The 18,564-nt window shown below is 44.2% G+C and carries 16 protein-coding genes; 9 read left to right on the forward strand and 7 right to left on the reverse strand.

What is annotated here, in order from left to right; all coding sequences use genetic code 11:
* Complete coding sequence (locus CWO08_RS14895; RefSeq protein ID WP_107899220.1) at positions 1-888, forward strand: mechanosensitive ion channel family protein; 888 nt, start codon at positions 1-3, stop codon at positions 886-888.
* A gap of 136 nt (positions 889-1,024) precedes the next feature.
* On the opposite strand, the gene CWO08_RS14900 is transcribed toward CWO08_RS14895, so the two are convergent.
* From CWO08_RS14900 to CWO08_RS14910, 3 genes are all read right to left on the reverse strand, one after another.
* Positions 1,025-2,644, reverse strand: coding sequence for a methyl-accepting chemotaxis protein (locus CWO08_RS14900; RefSeq protein ID WP_108020695.1), 1,620 nt, complete (start codon positions 2,642-2,644; stop codon positions 1,025-1,027).
* Positions 2,645-2,917: 273 nt separating this feature from the next.
* The gene (locus CWO08_RS14905) at positions 2,918-4,945 is read right to left on the reverse strand and encodes a cache domain-containing protein (RefSeq protein WP_108020696.1); all 2,028 of its coding nucleotides are present in this window, start codon (positions 4,943-4,945) and stop codon (positions 2,918-2,920) included.
* Positions 4,935-6,398, reverse strand: a complete 1,464-nt coding sequence (locus tag CWO08_RS14910) for a sigma-54 dependent transcriptional regulator (protein WP_055318790.1) — start codon at positions 6,396-6,398, stop codon at positions 4,935-4,937. Before CWO08_RS14910 ends, CWO08_RS14905 begins: the two co-directional genes overlap by 11 nt.
* A gap of 303 nt (positions 6,399-6,701) precedes the next feature.
* Here CWO08_RS14910 and CWO08_RS14915 point away from each other — a divergent pair, with 303 nt between their 5' ends.
* The 6 genes from CWO08_RS14915 to CWO08_RS14940 all read left to right on the forward strand — a co-directional run bounded on the left by CWO08_RS14915 (position 6,702) and on the right by CWO08_RS14940 (position 12,076).
* Entirely contained in the window at positions 6,702-7,508 is an 807-nt protein-coding gene (locus CWO08_RS14915; protein ID WP_017059611.1) for a substrate-binding domain-containing protein, read from the forward strand.
* A 211-nt stretch (positions 7,509-7,719) separates the two neighbouring features.
* The gene (locus tag CWO08_RS14920; RefSeq protein WP_108020697.1) at positions 7,720-8,418 is read left to right on the forward strand and encodes an ABC transporter permease; all 699 of its coding nucleotides are present in this window, start codon (positions 7,720-7,722) and stop codon (positions 8,416-8,418) included.
* Between the two features lie 10 nt (positions 8,419-8,428).
* Complete coding sequence (locus tag CWO08_RS14925; RefSeq protein ID WP_004733775.1) at positions 8,429-9,148, forward strand: energy-coupling factor ABC transporter ATP-binding protein; 720 nt, start codon at positions 8,429-8,431, stop codon at positions 9,146-9,148.
* Complete coding sequence (mobA, locus tag CWO08_RS14930) at positions 9,126-9,710, forward strand: molybdenum cofactor guanylyltransferase MobA (protein WP_048611024.1); 585 nt, start codon at positions 9,126-9,128, stop codon at positions 9,708-9,710. The genes CWO08_RS14925 and mobA overlap by 23 nt, the downstream gene beginning before the upstream one ends.
* The gene (locus CWO08_RS14935) at positions 9,710-11,527 is read left to right on the forward strand and encodes a bifunctional molybdopterin-guanine dinucleotide biosynthesis adaptor protein MobB/molybdopterin molybdotransferase MoeA (RefSeq protein ID WP_108020698.1); all 1,818 of its coding nucleotides are present in this window, start codon (positions 9,710-9,712) and stop codon (positions 11,525-11,527) included. The genes mobA and CWO08_RS14935 overlap by 1 nt, the downstream gene beginning before the upstream one ends.
* A gap of 282 nt (positions 11,528-11,809) precedes the next feature.
* Entirely contained in the window at positions 11,810-12,076 is a 267-nt protein-coding gene (locus CWO08_RS14940) for a DUF2960 family protein (protein ID WP_004733780.1), read from the forward strand.
* A gap of 187 nt (positions 12,077-12,263) precedes the next feature.
* On the opposite strand, the gene nagK is transcribed toward CWO08_RS14940, so the two are convergent.
* Together nagK and CWO08_RS14950 are read right to left on the reverse strand one after the other, a co-directional pair.
* A complete protein-coding gene (gene nagK, locus CWO08_RS14945) occupies positions 12,264-13,172 on the reverse strand; it encodes an N-acetylglucosamine kinase (RefSeq protein ID WP_004733781.1) in 909 nt (302 codons plus the stop codon).
* A 163-nt stretch (positions 13,173-13,335) separates the two neighbouring features.
* Positions 13,336-14,082: a tRNA-uridine aminocarboxypropyltransferase gene (locus CWO08_RS14950; protein ID WP_102448257.1), complete on the reverse strand. Its 747-nt coding sequence runs from the start codon at positions 14,080-14,082 to the stop codon at positions 13,336-13,338.
* A gap of 68 nt (positions 14,083-14,150) precedes the next feature.
* On the opposite strand from CWO08_RS14950, the gene CWO08_RS14955 reads away from it, so the two are divergent.
* Positions 14,151-14,954, forward strand: a complete 804-nt coding sequence (locus CWO08_RS14955) for a sterol desaturase family protein (protein WP_108020699.1) — start codon at positions 14,151-14,153, stop codon at positions 14,952-14,954.
* 189 nt (positions 14,955-15,143) lie between these two features.
* Here CWO08_RS14955 and CWO08_RS14960 read toward each other — a convergent pair whose 3' ends face one another.
* Positions 15,144-17,189 carry a methyl-accepting chemotaxis protein gene (locus tag CWO08_RS14960; protein WP_108020700.1) on the reverse strand — a complete coding sequence of 682 codons (2,046 nt, stop codon included), beginning with the start codon at positions 17,187-17,189 and terminating at the stop codon, positions 15,144-15,146.
* A 104-nt stretch (positions 17,190-17,293) separates the two neighbouring features.
* Here CWO08_RS14960 and CWO08_RS14965 point away from each other — a divergent pair, with 104 nt between their 5' ends.
* Positions 17,294-17,779, forward strand: a complete 486-nt coding sequence (locus CWO08_RS14965) for a C40 family peptidase (RefSeq protein WP_108020701.1) — start codon at positions 17,294-17,296, stop codon at positions 17,777-17,779.
* A gap of 87 nt (positions 17,780-17,866) precedes the next feature.
* Here CWO08_RS14965 and CWO08_RS14970 read toward each other — a convergent pair whose 3' ends face one another.
* Positions 17,867-18,211, reverse strand: coding sequence for a DUF3802 family protein (locus tag CWO08_RS14970; protein ID WP_108020702.1), 345 nt, complete (start codon positions 18,209-18,211; stop codon positions 17,867-17,869).
* Between the last annotated feature and the right edge of the window lie 353 nt (positions 18,212-18,564).

The raw sequence follows: 18,564 nt of genomic DNA on the forward strand, positions 1-18,564 counted from the left end.
ATGAAGAAGTTATTTATCCTACTATTTGTTGGCTTGGCAGGTGCTGTCAGTTTCCCGACCTTTGCGACGGAAGAGTTAGCTAACGTAGAAAACATCTCTAAAATTGCGAGCCTTGTGCGATGGAGCGGCGTGTTCTTCTCCATGATCGTTATCGCTGCGATGTGGTTGCTGCTTAAGTTCATCAACTCGTTAGTGACCAGCTTTGGTAGTCAGTTCGTGCAATATCGAATGCTACTACAAAAACTGCAGTCGTTTACTCAGTTCTTCATCTATGTGAGCACCGGTCTCATCGTGTTCATGATGAGCTTTAGAATCAACGACCAAATACTGGCCTTGATTGGTGGCACCCTCGCCGTGTCGGTAGGCTTTGCGCTTAAAGACTTGGCTGCTTCATTCATCGCCGGTATCACGGTGATGATTGATAGACCCTTTCAAGTTGGTGACCGTGTCACGTTTGAGGGTAACTATGGCGACATTATCACTATCGGTTTGCGTTCGGTACGAATGAGAACATTGAATGACGACATCATTACCATTCCGAATAACAAGTTCTTAAATGAAGTGACGACCAGTGGTAACTACGGTGCGTTGGACATGCAGGTGGTGATTCCGTTCTACGTCGGCATGAATGAAGACATCACCCTAGCCCGTGACTTAATTCAAGAAGCGGCGTCTTCGAGTCGTTACATCCACTTACCGAAGCCTGTCACGGTTTTGGTTAAACAGACGATTACCGATAACTACCTTGCGATACAGTTGACGTGTAAGGCTTATGTGGTGGACACCGCGTATGAAAAGTTGTTTGAAACCGACATTACCCTGCGTGTGATGAAAGAGTTTAAGAAGCACAACATCAACCCACCGAAGATTTCAGTGGCAGCGCATTGATCGAACTTGGTCTAACGCTAGGAGAGTAAATTAATCTCCTAGTCAGCGACAAACGAAAACACCTCCGAACTTATCTCGAGTACGGAGGTGTTTTTTTATGTGGTGTTATCTGTGTTAACGCTAAGTGCTTTTGAGTTTATACCTTAAAGTACTTCAACTGTTCTGTTAGATGCTCTGTGGTATTGGCCATTTTCTGACTGTCTTCTGCGAGCGATTCCGAAGCCTGCAGTACTTCATTAGCCGCTAAGTGAATACCAGTGACACTCTCACTCATTTCCGTCGCTACTGTGCTCTGCTGTTCCGACGCTGCAGCAATCTGTGCGACCATGTCGTTAGCGTTATGCAGTTCATTCACAATCACATCCAGTTGTTGGCGAGTTTCGTTAGACGCGACAACGCTGTGGTCAACCTTCTCGTTACTGCTTTGCATTGCTTTAAAGGTACGCTCGGCCTGTTGAGTAAGCTTTTCAATGGTTGATTGCACTTCGTTGGTCGAGTTCTGAGTACGACTCGCGAGGTTACGCACTTCATCAGCCACAACCGCAAATCCTCTGCCTTGCTCTCCCGCTCGAGCTGCTTCTATTGCCGCATTAAGCGCTAACAAGTTCGTTTGTTCTGATACATCACGAATCACACCGACAACTTGGCTGATTTCAGTAACGCCTGATTGCAGATCTCTAACTAAGTTGTTCGCGGTTGAAATGTTATCAGAAACCTGAGAAATGGTTGTAGAAGTGACCTGCATGTTTTGATCGTTCTGGTTTGCATGATCGACCACCTTATTAGTACTAGCGGCCGTGTTCTCTGCATTCACTGCAACATCTGAGATAGTCGCACTCATTTCAGTCATCGCAGTAGACAGTAATTCCAGCTGCGCATGTTGAGCGTTAACACTGGTTGCGGCCTCTTCACTGGCTTGCGCGATGTGACTTGCCATGTTGCTAGACAAATCTGCAGATTCATTGGCGGTGCGAAGCGTGCTTTGTAGTTTATCGAGCATGGTATCTATCTGATGGCTCATATCACCTAACTCATCTTTGCGTGTCATGTTCATGCGTACACGAAGATCCCCATCAGCAATCTTATGGGTGTTATCGATAAGCTTATTCAGTGGCACAAGGATGTTGTTGGAAATCGCGTAACCCATAGCGAACAGTAAGCCAGATAAAACAACCGCTACCATCCCTTCCTTAATAGCTAAGGCATAGAACGCCTCTTGGATATCCGCGACTAAGATTCCAGAACCGATCACCCAGTTCCATTCTGGAAACAACTGAACGTATGAGATCTTGTCTTTGAGTTCACCTTGCGGGCTCATCCATTGGTAATCAAGAAAGCCTTTCTCTTCAGGAGTGCGAGAAATGGTGACCATCTCGCGCCAGTGATGCTTACCTGCTCCATCTCTAAGGTTTCCGGCATTAGTGCCATCAAGCTCTGGTTTTAACGGATGACTAATGATGTTGAGCTGCTGGTTTAGAATCCAGAAGTAATTAGTGTTGTCATAACGAAGCGTTTTGATGGCTTGTAGCGCACGATCCTTTGCGACCTCTTCACCCAGCACACTGCGTTGGCTGTAATAGTAGTTTGCCAAACTTACCGCGGTTTCAACTTGAGCGCTGAGTTTATCTTGCCGCTCTTCCATCGAACTAGCGCGCTGCTGCATTAGATTGAAAGTGGACGCCATTACCAATAGAGCAACCGATAAAATGACGATCGAGACGAGTTTTGATTTGATAGATAAGTTACTTAATTTCATAGCTGACTGACTTTATTATTTGTTTTGATTATGGATTTTCGACCAAGTTATCAAAAATTCGTACAGTTCAGATGATATGCATCAAGATCGAAAGATATACACCTTGTTACATAACTAAAAAGAGGTATACGTCAAACAGGCGGAGGTTGAGATTTGGCTGGCGATAGATTAGTAGTGCAGAATCTTCGTGCTTGGGCTAAAACGTTCGTGTAATAGCCCAAGCGCGTTAGAAATATTATCGGGTGATAATATCGGTGAATTGGCTGTTAGAGCTTATAGATTTGATACTAGCAATTGAGGCGTGGCTTTTTGTTGAAGGTAGATACTAAATCGACTTCCTTTACCTACTTCGGATTCAACACGTATCTCACCGCCCGTTTGGCTCAAGATACTTTGAGAAACGGATAAGCCTAAGCCTGTACCATCTCGCTTGGTCGTGTAGAAAGGCGAGAAAATGCGTTTCAGCTGCTCTTCCTTGATACCGAAACCTTCATCTTCCACATGAACAATCGCCCCATGAGACACGCCATTCTCTATCCAGTCTTCACTTGAGATCGTCAATGTGCCCTGTCCTTCCATCGCATGAATCGCGTTCATTTGTAGGTTAACCAGAATCTGTAGCAATTGGTTGCGGTTCACTTCGACCGAGGTTTTAGCATTCAATTTTGAGACATACACAATGCCTTTCTTTTTCGCCCCTGTTTTTACGAGCGTAATACTTTCATCGACAATTGGATTGATATGTTGCCACGTAATTTCATCTTGCACGCCGCCGTGACGGCTGTATTGAAGCAGGCTTCGCGTTATGTTTCGAATTCGGTCTATCTGCTCCATGATGGCGTGGACTTCTTCGTCTACACGGCTCACGTCATCGCCTAGTTCAAACTTCATCAATTCTACATTGCCAAGAATCACTGCAGTTGGGTTATTGATCTCATGAGCAATGCCTGCCGTTAATTCACCTAATGCGGCTAATTTCTCATTGACCACCAGCTTATCTCTGGCTTGATTAAGTAGTTTGATGTGCAATTCGAGCTCTTCAGTTTTCTCTTTTAAACTCGCGGTACGAGAGTGAACCTTACATTCAAGTTCAGACGCAGCTTGTTGAATCTCTTGATTACGTTCGTGGAGCAAATCTAGCATCTTGTCGAACTGTTTAGCGAGCAGTGTAAGTTCGTGTTGATCATCCAAACCTAACGTGCCAATGCGCTTGTCTTGCCCCATCTGGACTAGCTTGACGACCTTGTGGATGCGTTCTATTGGATTGAAAAGATCACGCGCACCACGGTGAACGATCAAACCTGATACCAATAACAGCAACACAATGGTAATGCTAATTTCACCAAGGTTGGTCAGGTACGTTTCTATCAGCGGCCAAATCAAATAACCGGTGTAAAGCATACCAATCACGTTATCGAACTGGTCATGGATTGGTTGATAAGCCGTGATGTACCAAGCATCGTAAACATACGCTCGATCTAGCCACTCTTTACCTTCATTTAAAACTTTTGAGTGAACCTCATTAGAAACACGAGTACCAATTGCGCGCCCAGCTTGTTCTTCACTGCTTAAAGGTACATTGGTACTGACGCGAAGGTCATCGAGGAAGACCGTGACCGTGCCTATATGACGATTAAAGCCTTCTCTTTTTGGGTAGATAAGATTACTAATTTGGTCGACTAGTTGAGTACTGTTATTAAGTAAGATCCCGCCATCTAGAAAACCAATCACATGATCACGTTCATCTTTTATGGATACAACGGTTCGGCTTACCAGTCCGCGAGTCTCAACTTCTTGCCCATTGAGCATCGGAACTTCCGCTTTTTTAGCGAGGTCACTATCGAGGTAGTTGAGTTCGTTACGGCTTAACACGCTGAAAAACGAAGACTTGTGAGTCAAATTTAGATATTCGAGTTTCTTAGCCATACTCTCGACACTGCGCCAGCGTAGAAAGTCGAGTTCATAACGAGATTTGTTTTCAGACACCCATCTCGTTAGCTCTTCGTGTGAAAGATCGCTCGCCAGTTTGGTTTGAAAGTTATAAGACTCGGCAAACGCTCGAACGTTGTATGCTTGCTGATTTTGAATTAGGTGGATACTGTTGTCGGCAACATCTAAACGCTCATCGACATCAATCAAAGCGCCTTGCCACGTGTAATGAACAGACCAATACAATGTGATAGCCACAAGCGCACATAAAGTCAGAATGATCGGAGCAGATGTTAGGAACAATAAGCGGTAACGCACCATGGTTTTGAATCGGAACGTCCACTTTGACCACCAATGACGTCTAATCGGCATATTCAGAGCCTTCTGTGTTCCAATCTTTGTATTTACGCTCTAGCGTTTTACGTGCCACGCCAAGATCTCTCGCAGCAGCCGACTTATTACCATCATGGAAACTAACAAGCTGTTCTATATGAGATTTTTCCACTTCTTTGAGTGTCCAAGTGTTTGGGTAACCCTCGGCAACATCTGCATTATTCAAGTTTGGCATTTCTGCTCCATGTGACACCGTCACTGAAATGTTAGCCGGTACAGGATCGCCATTAATCTCGCGCCAGTAGTGTGCTGGTGGCTTGTCTAAAAGAATGCATCGTTCGACTAAGTTTTTAAGCTCACGAATATTCCCTGGCCATTCGTATTCGTTCATGGCCAATATATCTTCATGTGCCCAGTTAGGAACAGGCAAGCCCAGTTCGCTTGATAAAAGACGAGTAAAATATGGAACAAGCTCAATTAAATCTGATGGACGCTCTCTCAATGGCACAACATCAATCTTAAGTACATTAAGTCGGTAGAATAGATCGCGACGGAAGTGCCCTTTATCGACCTCTTCCTGAAGGTTTCGGTTGGTCGCCGCTACAACGCGTACATCCACAGAGATCTCTTTCTCACTACCAACAGGACGAATGGTTCTTTGTTCTAACACACGTAGTAGCGCTGCTTGCATTGGCAGCGGCATTTCACCGATTTCATCAAGGAACAAGGTGCCACCACTTGCGACTCGGAAAAGGCCTTCACGGTTTTTCTTCGCACCGGTAAATGCGCCAGAGGTGTGTCCAAACAGTTCACTTTCTAGAAGCTCTGGAGCAATCGCGCCACAGTTAATTGGCACAAATGGACCAGTACGTTTACTTGCTTCATGTACACCACGCGCAACCAACTCTTTACCTGTACCCGACTCGCCTTCTATCAAAACGGAAGCTCGAGATGGTGCAAATTGACTGATAAGCAGTTTAAGCTGTTTGGTCTTGTCTGAATTGCCGATCAATTCGGTCTTGATATGACGACTAACATCGCGCTTCAACGCGTATTGCATTCTTTGGTCGAGTCGCTTATCCATACAACGTAGAACGGCTTGTATCATCTGTTCTAGGTTGAAGGGCTTAAGAATAAAATCTGAAGCACCAAGCTTAAGTGCAGATATGGTCATCTCTAGATCGGCATAACCCGTCATGAAAATCACATCGGCGCGTTTGTCGTTGTCGTTAAACGCCTCTTCCCACTCAATACCAGAGCGACCTGGTAAGTTGATATCAAGGACAATCAGATCAAAATGTTCGCTCGAACGCAGCGTTTCAGCCTCTTCAACCGACCCTGCACTCGACACCTTGCCAAAGAACTTACCTAGTGCTTTCTTTAAGATAGCCTGCATACCCAACTCATCATCGACGACCAAAACGGAAAACGCCTGATACTGAGTCAATGTGTTCGGGTTGAGATTGGATGCAGATGAACTAGGTAAAGACATAATGATTAGCCGGTGAGGAAGGTTGGGACAGAGTGTACCAATTAACCTTTTGTCCAACAGGGACAATGTGCGACATTTTGTCCTAGCTCATGTTTTGATTCATTTTAACGGGGTAAATGGCGCAGTGTTGTCCGAAATAACAGCAATTTAATGAGATCTGATGCATTATTTATTGGCATTAAGATTGCTTGTAAGGTGTAGATTTCTAATTACAACAATTAGCGTCTTATGCACATGCCCTTCTTTGAGCCCTTTAAATCTGAAGGCATGTCATTCATTTATAACAGAATGGACATAATAATAATGAAAGCAATTCCCTTAACTATTGCAGCTCTATCTATCGTCAGTTACACGGCTAGCAGTGCGGAAGACACCACTCATATCAAGTTGGCGACAACCACAAGCACTTATCACTCTGGCCTACTGGACTACCTACTGCCTGAGTTCGAAAAAGATTCTGGTATCAAAGTAGATGTTCTGGCTGCGGGTACAGGTAAATCACTTCGCATGGGTGAAAATGGTGACGTGGATTTGGTGATGACTCACGCACCAAAGGCTGAAGCGAATTTCGTAGAAAAAGGTTACGGCGTTTTACCTCGTAAGCTGATGTATAACGACTTTGTCATCGTTGGCCCACAAAGCGACCCTGCAAAAATTGAATCTCAAAAAGCAGTGGCAGATGTGTTCAAAGCGATCGCGACTAATAACGTGACGTTTGTGTCTCGTGGCGACGACTCTGGTACTCATAAGAAAGAGATGGGTATTTGGGCGCAAACTAAAATCGAACCAAACTTTGGTGGCTACCGCAGTGTTGGTCAAGGTATGGGCCCAACTCTGAACATGGCGTCTGAAATGCAAGGCTACACCATGACAGACCGTGGTACGTGGTTGGCTTACCAGAACAAACTGGATCTTAAAATCCTTTTCCAAGGTGATAAGAACCTCTTTAACCCTTACCAAGTGATTCTCGTTAACCCTGAGCGCTACCCAAGCATTAACTACCAAGCAGCGAAAGTATTCAGTGATTGGTTGGTTAACCCTAAAGGTCAGAAACTGATTAACGACTTTAAACTGCACGGCAAACAACTGTTTGTTGCAAGCGCAGAATAGTATGCTCTAAGTAATAAGTCGTTGGTTGTAAGTAAAGCGTAGCGTTGAAGATGTCGTCAAAACCAACAAACACTACACTTAACTAAATTCAGTTAATGAGCACGCTTAAAAACAATAGCTGGCCAATACAGGCTCAAATATATTGTGTCAGCTATGATTAACATCAGTCATTACCGATAAAAGCCTATTATCGATTCACACGAGATACTTCATGACCCTATGGCAAACAACGATTGATGCAATGAATCTACTGGTGAGTTTTGACCACGAATTGTGGCAGATCGTCGCGGTATCCTTCAGTGTGTCTTTGTCCGCCATCTCATTAGTGATTGTTCCTGCAATCCTTATGGCTTTCTTATTGGCTTATACCGAGTTCCCTGGGAAGTGGGCATTGTTATCGGTGATCAACACCCTACAAGCTATCCCAACCGTGGTTATCGGTTTGTTGATGTACATGATGCTCTCTCGTTCTGGCCCACTCGGTGATTGGGAATTACTGTTCACCCAAAAGGCGATGATTCTAGGTCAGATGCTGATCTGTTTCCCAATCCTAGTCGCGATGATGCACGGCGCTCTCCAAGCCAGTGACCGCCGAGCGGTTGAAACGGCGCGCACGCTTGGCGTATCAACGACTCGTGTGGCGTGTACGTTAATTTGGGAAACGCGCTTCCCTCTTTTAGCGGCAACTATCGCTGCCTTCTCTCGTATCGTCACTGAGGTTGGTTGTTCAATGATGGTCGGTGGCAACATTATGGGGATGACAAGAAACATCCCAACAGCTATCGCTATGGAAAGCCACAAAGGCGCATTCGCTCAAGGCGTCGCCCTCGGTATGGTGTTATTAGCATTGGCATTAGCCCTTAACTTTTTCCTTTCCAGTGTGAGAGGAAAAGGCTATTTAAGAACTTAGGAACGCTGTCATGAGTATAAAAATAACAACGCAGCAAATTTCAATGCGCTACAAAGAGCGTGTTTTGTTCCATATTCCCGAATTGTCGATCGGCCCCAACGATGCCATTTATCTCAAAGGAGATAATGGTGTGGGTAAAACGACCCTACTTAAAATATTGTCTGGATTGATTCAGCCCAGCTCTGGCCGCATTCAGTCTCCGACACAAAGCTGGCAGCAGATCTTATTCCCTAGGCTCAAGTTCAAAGACATTATCTACCTGCATCAAACCCCCTATCTTTTTGATGGTTCGGTGTACCAAAATGTCGCTTATGGCATTCGCTTTAACAAAGAGAGCCAAAAAGATAAGCGAGCTCAAATAATTAATGCGCTGAGAATGGTAGGTTTAGAAACCTTGGCAGATGAACACATTTCTGTGTTGTCTGGGGGTGAGCGTCAACGCGTTGCAATGGCACGAGCCTGGATTCTTAAGCCGTCAATCTTGCTTATGGATGAACCAAGTGCCTCTTTAGACAAAGAATCTATTGAAAGATTGGTGATAATGGCCGAAGATCTTCTTCAAAGAGGCGCGAGTTTAGTCATCACGAGTCACCAAACTAACGCGTTAACCGACTTATGTAAGAAGCAATGGTGGATCAAAGACAATACTTTGACCGAATCGCCGCTTCTGCAAGTTATTCAGAAAGATAAAGCACAAGAGAATATTTATGCTGCTTCCAACGCAAACTAGTTGGGTTATTTTGGCTGGCGGACAGGCCAGCCGCATGGGCGGAAAAGATAAAGGACTTGTTGAGCTCAACGGTTCTCCGCTTATTCAATACGTTATAAACAAGCTGTCACAACAAGATGTCAGCATCATTATCAATGCCAATCGTAACTTAGACAGTTATAAAGCATTTGCTCCGGTTGTTTCCGATTCTTTCCCTGACTACCCGGGTCCGTTGGGTGGCATTCATGCTGGCCTTAAAAACGCGAACACCGACTGGGTTGGCTTTGTCCCGTGCGACAGCCCACAAATCAGTGACGACCTTGTTGAGCGTTTTTGTTCTGCAGTTAAAGAAGACAGTGACATTCTTGTCGCGCATGATGGCGAATTTAAGCAACCTGTATTCACCCTATTCCACAAACGTGTTCTACCAAAGTTAGAAGCGTTTTTGGAACGTGGTGATCGTAAAATCATCTTGCTATACAAAGAGTGTGTTACCGAATACGTCGATTTCAGCGATTCTCCTAACTGCTTTGTTAATCTCAACACGCCAGAAGAACTCACCCAATTCGGAACGCTTCAATAATGAAAGATTCTAAACAACGCCCTAACCTTCCTTTATTGGGCTTTGCTGCTTATAGCGGTACAGGCAAAACGACCGTACTTGAAGCCCTGCTTCCTCTGTTGACTGATGCGGGTTTAAAAGTTGGCGTGTTAAAACATGCTCACCACGATTTTGATGTCGATAAGCCGGGTAAAGACAGTTACCGCTTACGTAAAGCGGGCGCGAACCAAATGTTGATTGCTTCTCGTAATCGTCACGTGATGATGACAGAAACACCAGAAGCCGAAGCAGATTTTGATTACCTGCTGACTCGATTTGATACCAACACGCTTGATCTGATTTTGGTTGAAGGCTGCAAGAACATTGCTTTCCCTAAAATTGAATTGCACAGAGATGAAGTCGGTAAACCTTGGTTATACCCGAACGATGACAACATTATTGCCATTGCTGCAGACAGCCAAGTGGAATCCGAACTGCCACAAATGGCGATCAGTGACTTAGAAGCGATTCGTGATTTCATTATTGAATATGCTCAGTCGTTTGACGGTTCCTCGAAAATAAGCGAAACCGCTTCTTGTTCGTCTTCAAAAGACAACACGCCCGCAGTGTGTTGTGATTCGTTCTCTCCTGCTGGTTTAACCGTTACTCAAGGCCAACAAAAGATTGTTGATAGCATTGACGCGCTTGATCTCACAGAGAGTATTGAACTATTGCAGGGCTACGGTCGTGTTTTGGCTGAAGATATAATCTCGCCAATCAATGTGCCTCAAAACACCAACTCAGCAATGGACGGCTACGCAATTCGTAGTGAAGATTTAGAGCTGGATAGTTACCAACTGGTTGCTGAAGTTATGGCTGGTCACAGCTACGAGCAAACTGTTCAACAAGGTGAAGCAGTTAAGATCATGACAGGTGCACCAATGCCTGAAGGCGTTGATGTTGTTGTGATGCGCGAGCAAGCCGTCCAAGATGGCGATAAGGTTAGCTTCCCAGGTGCGAAAATCTCAATTGGACAAAATGTCCGTATGGCTGGTGAAGATTTAGAAATCGGCCAACCTGTCTTTACACGTGGTACACGCATCGAAGCACCTGAAATGGGCATGATGGCGTCGTTAGGTTTTGGTGCCTGCCCTGTTCTGCGTAAAGTTAAAGTGGGTGTGTTCTCGACGGGTGATGAAGTTCAAGCGCCGGGCAGCGAGCAAAAACCAAACTCTATCTACGACTCGAACCGTTTTACTATTATCGGCATGCTTCAAAAGCTTGGCTGTGACATCGTAGATTACGGCATCATTAAAGATGATGAGCAGAAGATGATGGACGTGCTGCACTCTGCGTCGTTAGAGACCGACATGGTTCTGACTTCTGGTGGCGTGTCTGTTGGTGATGCTGACTACATCAAGCTTGCGTTAGATAAGCTAGGTGAAATCAACTTCTGGCGTATCAACATGCGTCCAGGTCGCCCTCTTGCTTACGGCAAAATTGAAGACAAACCTTTCTTCGGTTTACCTGGCAACCCAGTAGCCGTGATGGTGTCATTCATTAACTTTGTAGAACCCGCGATCCGCAAGCTACAAGGTCAAACGAACTGGACGCCAGTGAAAGCGAACGCGATAGCAACTGAGCAATTACGTTCTCGTCAAGGTCGTACTGAGTTCAGCCGTGGTGTGTTCTCAATGAACGAATCAGGCGTACTTGAAGTGAAAACAACCGGTAAGCAAGGTTCAGGTATTTTACGTTCAATGAGCGAAGCGAACTGCTTAATCGAAATCTCGCCAGCGGTTGATACGGTGAAAGTTGGCGAGACAGTGACGATCATACCTCTGCAGGGGCGCGTTTAATTCAAAGCTTAATCAGCTAAGTTGACTTACCAGATCTTTAATTGACTTAGCGGACTTTTGTCATGAATAGATGAAGCCCCTTCTATCGAGCTTTCGATGTTAAGGGGCTTTCTTTTGTGTTTGTTTTGTGAAAGACAACCTGTTCGTTTCCTTAAAAGACGAAAAGCTTAAATAGCGATAAGCCTGAAGAACGATAATCTTAAGATTTTTTATCATAACCTTGAGCCACGTACTGTTTTTATGTAGAGTGCGCGCAAAGTAATAATTCTATTGGAGAGCATCATGGCTCGTACCATTCTGTACACTTACAAAGACGAAGATAAAGAGTTACTGTTTTCGAAACAAGAACACCGCACGATCCAAGAAGCTGTCGCTGCAGCTGAAGGTATCGACATCACTGAGTATCTAAAAACTGAGCAACAGCTCGAGTTTATTTCTGATACTAAAGCGGTTCGTAACTACCAAGACAACTATTTCCGTAAGCTAGGCTTTACTAAGCTTACGTTGAAGCAAAAAGACAACCTTGGTGTTGGTAAAAAGAAGAAGTAAGCCCTCTGGCTTCTTTTTCTCGATCTGTAGCTTCTAGCTTTTCGTTTGCACTTGAGAGCTAAGAATTAAGAGCTAAAGAAACGAAAACACCGAACAATAAAAAATGCCGCAACCTATTTTGAGATTGCGGCATTTTTGTTTGTGCTTTTAACTATCTAACCTTAACTAGGTTAACGGTAAGTAACGATTACTTAATGTTAAGGAATGCTGCGCCACGAACGCCACCTGAATCACCGTGCTTTGCTTTGATGATCTTTGGACACTTCGCTACAGACAATAAGTATTTAGGAACACGCTTTGGCATCTCTTCGTAGATAAGTTCGAAGTTTGAAAGTCCACCACCTAGCGCTACAACATGCGGGTCAAGCGCAGTAAATAGGTTTGCGAAACAGATAGCCAATAGCTCCATGAAACGGTCAACGTGCTCAGCTGCTTTTGCTTCGCCTTCGTTGTACGCTTGGATGATTTCAATCGCTTTCTTTTTCTCACCGAAGTAGTGCTCATAAATTAGTTCAAAGCCGCGACCAGATAGGTAGCTGTCTAAACAACCTTTCTTACCACAACCACAACCCAATAGCGGTGCGTTGTCGCCAAGGTGGAACCATGCATCAATAGGAAGACGCATATGGCCGAGCTCGCCAGCAACGTGGTTACGTCCTGAGAATACTTTGCCATCAAAAACCAAACCACCACCAAAACCAGTACCTAAAATTAGGCCCGCTACTGATGGTTCATCTTTCAACTCATCATCCCACGCTTCAGACAGCGCAAAACAGTTCGCATCGTTCTCGATTTTAACACTACGACCAATCAGCGCTTCTAAGTCTTTGCGTAATGGCTTACCTGTTGAAGCCGGTACGTTAACAACAAGCATAGTGCCGTCGTCCGCATCTTCCATACCAGGAAGACCAAGGCCAATTTTGCCTTCGCAAGAGAATTCGCTATCGTATTTTTTTACCAAACCGGCAATCGTATCAAGTAGCAGTTGATAATCTTCAGTAGGCGTTGGTACGCGTTCGGTTGCTACTCGCTCAAGTTTTTCATTGAACGCACCAAACTCAATTTTTGTGCCGCCAACATCAAAGCCGTAATACATGAAATCTCTCCAATTTTTCCCTAAATTCGGGCAAATAAAATTTTTAAATTAAACAACTAAGGAGCATTATCCATAACACTCCCCCTACAAACCGTGATAGATAACAAACTTATCTCGTGATCGAGTCTGTTTGAACAACAAGTCAGCACAAAGCGGTTAAAGGTTAGAGTGACGTCTCACTTTTGGTATGCTCTATGAAAGCGTTCAGGCTTGGTTTGGTCGGATCCGATTTGTAACGTGTCTTACTTAGCATGTAGCTTTCACGAAATGCTTCAAACCATAGCTGTAAAGTCTTAGCGCCCTGCTCTTCACCGGCTTGTTTCAAAACTAAGCTCGCTACTTCGGCCGTTGATAGATGTTGTTCGTTGTCTGACTTACGCATCATGTATTGAGAAACTGATTCCGGTTCAATCGACAACACCGGTAAATCTTGCAGATACTCTGAGCGACGGAAGATACGTCGAGCTTCGCGCCAACTGCCATCAATGAAAATCAGCAACAGTGTTTTGTTTGGGTCGCGCATTTGTGGCAGATCTTGAACCACACGTTTTTTGTCGTCGGTATAGTCTTCCGGGAATACGATCACAGGTTGGTATTTTTCATCTTTGAGGACATCCAACATCTCTTGATTTGGCTCAGTACGATGCCAAAGGTAGGCGTAACTGTCTTTAACCGTATCAACAATCAAACGACCAGTGTTACTTGGCTTTAAGATTTCGTTGTCTGACAAGATCAACATAGTCGCGACGTTCGTATCAACGTTAGGTTGATGTTCACAGATACAGCTGTCTTGTTTGATTTTACAGAATTCACATCGCACGACTTTACACCCGCGCGCATTAAACGGTTTGGTAGCAATGGACAAACGATGTTGATATAAACGGTGAAAAGCGTGGATTCTCATGGACAATAACGATAACTCTAGAAAAGTGGCACGATTGTACTTACAGTGTCCTTAGAATGATAGAAGGAATTCCCATGCAAGACCCATCACTGCTTCGCCTTGTTTGTTTTATTGTCGTTTTTGGATTGTGTGCGCTTTGGGAATACCGTTTCCCGCGTAAAACACTGACTCAAAGCAAATGGTTTCGTTGGGGGAATAACTTCTCATTGATGGCGGTTAATAGCATTTTGTTGGCAACATTAATCCCCGTTGCAGCGTTTGAAGCGGCGCTGATTGCTGAACAAAATCAATGGGGTCTGTTTAATAACATCATGCTTCCTTTTGAAGTCACCGTGTTTCTCTGTGTCGTGTTGTTAGACCTTGCCATTTACACGCAACATCTCGTGTTCCACCGTATTCCCCTGCTTTGGAAACTTCATCGTGTTCATCATGCAGACTTGGATATTGATGTAACGACAGGCACACGCTTCCACCCGATTGAAATGATCTTATCGATGCTGATTAAAGTGGCGTTGATTTTTGTACTGGGCGTACCGGCTTTAGCGGTCGTGATCTTCGAAGTGGTGTTGAATGTGAGTGCGATGTTCAACCATAGCAATGGTCGTTTGCCATTATGGTTCGATAAGCAATTACGCAAAGTGATTGTGACACCTGACATGCATCGAGTTCATCACTCTATAATCATCAAAGAAACGCATTCGAATTTTGGTTTCTTTTTATCGGTGTGGGACATTTGGTTCAAAACCTATCGCGCTCAACCTAAGCTTGGTCACGACAAGGTAACCATTGGCGTCCCTGAGATACGCGATGGGAAAGAACAAAGGCTAGATTTGATGCTGCGTCAGCCATTTGCACGATTCCCGACAACGAAAGACTAAGTTCTAATTCAGTTCAGCCTCAAGCTTGTATTGAGGTGAACTTATCTTAATCCGAAAACAAAACGCCCTTAGATTCTTGTGAGAATTTAAGGGCGTTTGTGTATCGATAGGGATATAAGCGCAGCTAGTGCTTCAACTCTTGTGTTGTAAGGCTTAACTCAGCACGCTTGTTTACTTCAACAAGCTCGTTTATTTCATTACGTATTTATGAAGCATAGCTTGTTGGTGCCCTGCTATCTCTCCGACTTGCTCTGAGCTTTCAATCATGGATTCAAGCTGTAATTTAGTATTCTCACCCTGTTCCGAAACCCGAGTGATGGAATGCGTCACATCTACTGTCGCACGTGCTTGTTGCTCTGTCGCCACCATGATTTGTTCAACACGTCCTTTAATCTGGCTTACCGCAACCTCAATCTTTTCAAAAGCTTGCTTCACATCGCCACTGGTTTGCAGTGCATTGATCATTTCACTTCGAGATTCAGTAACAGACGTTCGAGATCGATCAGCCGCAGCCACCAGCTCATTCATCATATTGCGAATGTTGGTGGTTTGTTGAGACGTGCCACTCGCTAATTTGCGTACTTCGTCGGCAACGACAGCAAAGCCTCGTCCTTGCTCTCCTGCTCGCGCTGCTTCAATTGCCGCATTCAGTGCTAACAAGTTGGTGTTTTCTGCAATGCCACTGATCATATCGACCATTTCACGAATCTGTTTTACACGGCCATCAAGGTCGGCCATTGATTCTTCGTTCATGCTTAGTGAATGTTCTAACGCATGCAAACGTTGCTGGTTCAGCCCAACGACTTGGCTGCCATTGACTGACTCATCTTCTGCTATTTGTGCATCATCGTTCGATGCGTTAGAGATACGAGCAATCTCACCAATGGATGCTTCCAGTTCAGTAATCGTGGTGATCATGTTCTGCAGTGATTCATTTTGTTCATTCAAGCTAGAGTTGGTTTGCTCTGCAGCGTCGTGACTTACTTCAGCCGTTTGGTAAAGTGTTTCACAGTTACGAGTCACCAAGCGAACCGAGTCGGCGGTCGAATCGACAACGGTATTCAGTTTCGAAGCAATCACTTGTAACTCTAATGGCCCTACCAATGCACTGTGCTTAGAGAAATCGTGCTCTGCAAGCAAGCTCAATTGTTGAGTAATGTTTTTCAGTCCTTTGTTTACCCAGCGGCGCAGTACTAACCATGAGATCACAATGATCACAGCGATCACTAGTCCACTAATAAACAACACACGATCAATGTTGGTGATGGTTTGATTTACGACCAGTTCGCTTTCATCAATCAGGTGTGCAGCAGTCGAAGATAATTGATTAAGGGTACTAATTACGGTATTCGCCAAGGTAATCACTTGGGTTAGGTTCTGCTCTTGCTGCTTAACCAGTTCCAATTTAAGCAATATTTGTCTAATCACACCTTCTTCTGTGAAGCCCTCTTTTACCATCTCATAAGGTGCGGTAAGGCTTGCGAACTCCGCGATGTCTGGATGCCAATCAGCAAAGTCGCTATAAGCCAAGTTAAGGCCCGCAATTCGGTTTCTTAATTGGCGATATTCGTCTTGTGCTTTTTCGATGTCAGACTGCATCATTAGCATCAAGAAGGTGTTCGCCATTGCCGACGCGCTCGATGTAAAACGATTTGCGGCATCGCTCGCTTCTGGGTTGTCTTCGACTAAGAATGAGCTGATACGGTTCATTTCTGGTCCGATAGATCCGACGCCATAACGGAACTCGCCCATGTTACTATCGATCAAATTTTGCTTACTTTGAATCTCTATCTGCGCCAGCAGTACCGTGTTGGTCATAGCTTGCAGTTGTGCCATGTCATCGATAAGGTTTTGTTGTTGCTCTAAAGAGATCGCTTCAGGAAAAGACTGGGAGATAAAAAGGAGTTCCTCTAGCGTGGTATTACTCTCTGTGGCAAGTTGGTCAATTGAGCCCCTTGTGGCATTCAGTGTATCTAAGTCGGTTGATTGGGTGCTGTATGTGAGAAGTTTTACTTGTTCTAAAACGCTTTGCGTTAATTCGGCATTATGTAGAGCAAGGGGTAATGCTTGTTCCGAGAGTGCGTCAAAGTGTCCCCCGACCCGTTCAACGCCCCGAATGCTAACCATTGATAAAAAACTAACAAGTAAAAGAATGGAAATAAATACAGCAGTGACGGTTTGAATGAGCGAGAATGTATAACGTGAGGGTTTTATTGATAAATTTGTGTCGGGCATGTGAAATCCAGTTTGACTACGAAAAGAGATATCCTTAAGTTAGTCCGTATACTAGAAGTCCTTGATGACGTTTTTATTTCAGTTTTTTGTCAGAAGAGTTACATATGAAAATCAGAAAAATGGGCGTAGTTACAATAACTTTAGCAACATTGGCTGCTTGTAGCTCGTCACCGTCGCCTTCTCAGCTTAGTCAAACCGCACAGAAACCCCTATCAAAGTCAGAACAATTGACTACAAACGCTTATATGAGCGTGTATGAACAGTGGAAAGGCGTGCCATACCATTTCGGTGGGACCTCATTTAGAGGTATAGATTGCTCTGCTTTTGTACAGATAGCCGTCCAAAATGCGACTCAACAAGCCCTGCCAAGAACCACAATAGACCAGAGTAAAAAGGGAAAAGAAATAGCGTATGGGCAGGCAACGAGTGGCGACTTGGTGTTTTTTAAAACATCGATGACAGTGCGACACGTTGGAGTTTACTTAGGAAATAATCAATTCCTACATGCTTCTACATCGAAAGGTGTGATTATATCGAGGCTGGACAACCCTTATTGGGCTTCCAAGTTTTGGCACTTTAGGCGTTTATAGCGATTCAAAAGATTCACCGCTGAACGACATAACATAAAACGTTACGACTTAAACGCCTTTTACTATTTTAGAGTGATACGTGAATAGCTAGTCGTATTTAGCAACAGCCGTATCAAACAGGTTCTTCACTAACGCGATGTATTCATCAAGAAATACAATTTGTTCGTTGGTCGCTTTCTTAGCCCAAACACCCGCTAATACTTCACCAAGGTCAGCTACTACGGCATCTGCTTCTTTCAATAGCTGAAAACGAACGCTCGAATGCAACTCTGGGTTTTGCTCGAAAATAACCATGATGTTCGTTGAAATCATGTCTGTGATGATGTCTTCAACACTCTCGTTACCTGTATCGCCATTACTATTGGTAAAGACGTCCAGATTAAATGATAGGTGCTCGATCAAAGCCAAATAGCCATCGGTTTCTACAACCACAATAATTCTCCGTTTTAAGCTCTAAAGCAGATTAATACGTACTTGCCTAATACTATGTAAATGACGCTATTTGTCATCACTTTATTGCCCAAAACCGCATTAAAATGATCCTAGTTAGTATTTCAGCTTAAATTTAAATCGATATAGCTCTATGCGGTGTACCTGCCCACTTAAACCATAAGTAAATTCACGCCTAACAAAGTGTAAGACAAACTTTGAAGTAAAGTATTGCGCCAGTTAACAATAGCCCTTTCAGCTTACTCTAAAAGTGCATTTAAATTGGTGGGGAGACAATAACAAGCTCAAACCACTTTTCCAGTTTGTGGTGATTAAAACGGTTTCGATTGTGAGAC

It is taken from the genome of Vibrio sp. 10N.286.48.B8, from assembly GCF_003050085.1.
In the GTDB taxonomy this organism is placed as follows: domain Bacteria; phylum Pseudomonadota; class Gammaproteobacteria; order Enterobacterales; family Vibrionaceae; genus Vibrio; species Vibrio crassostreae.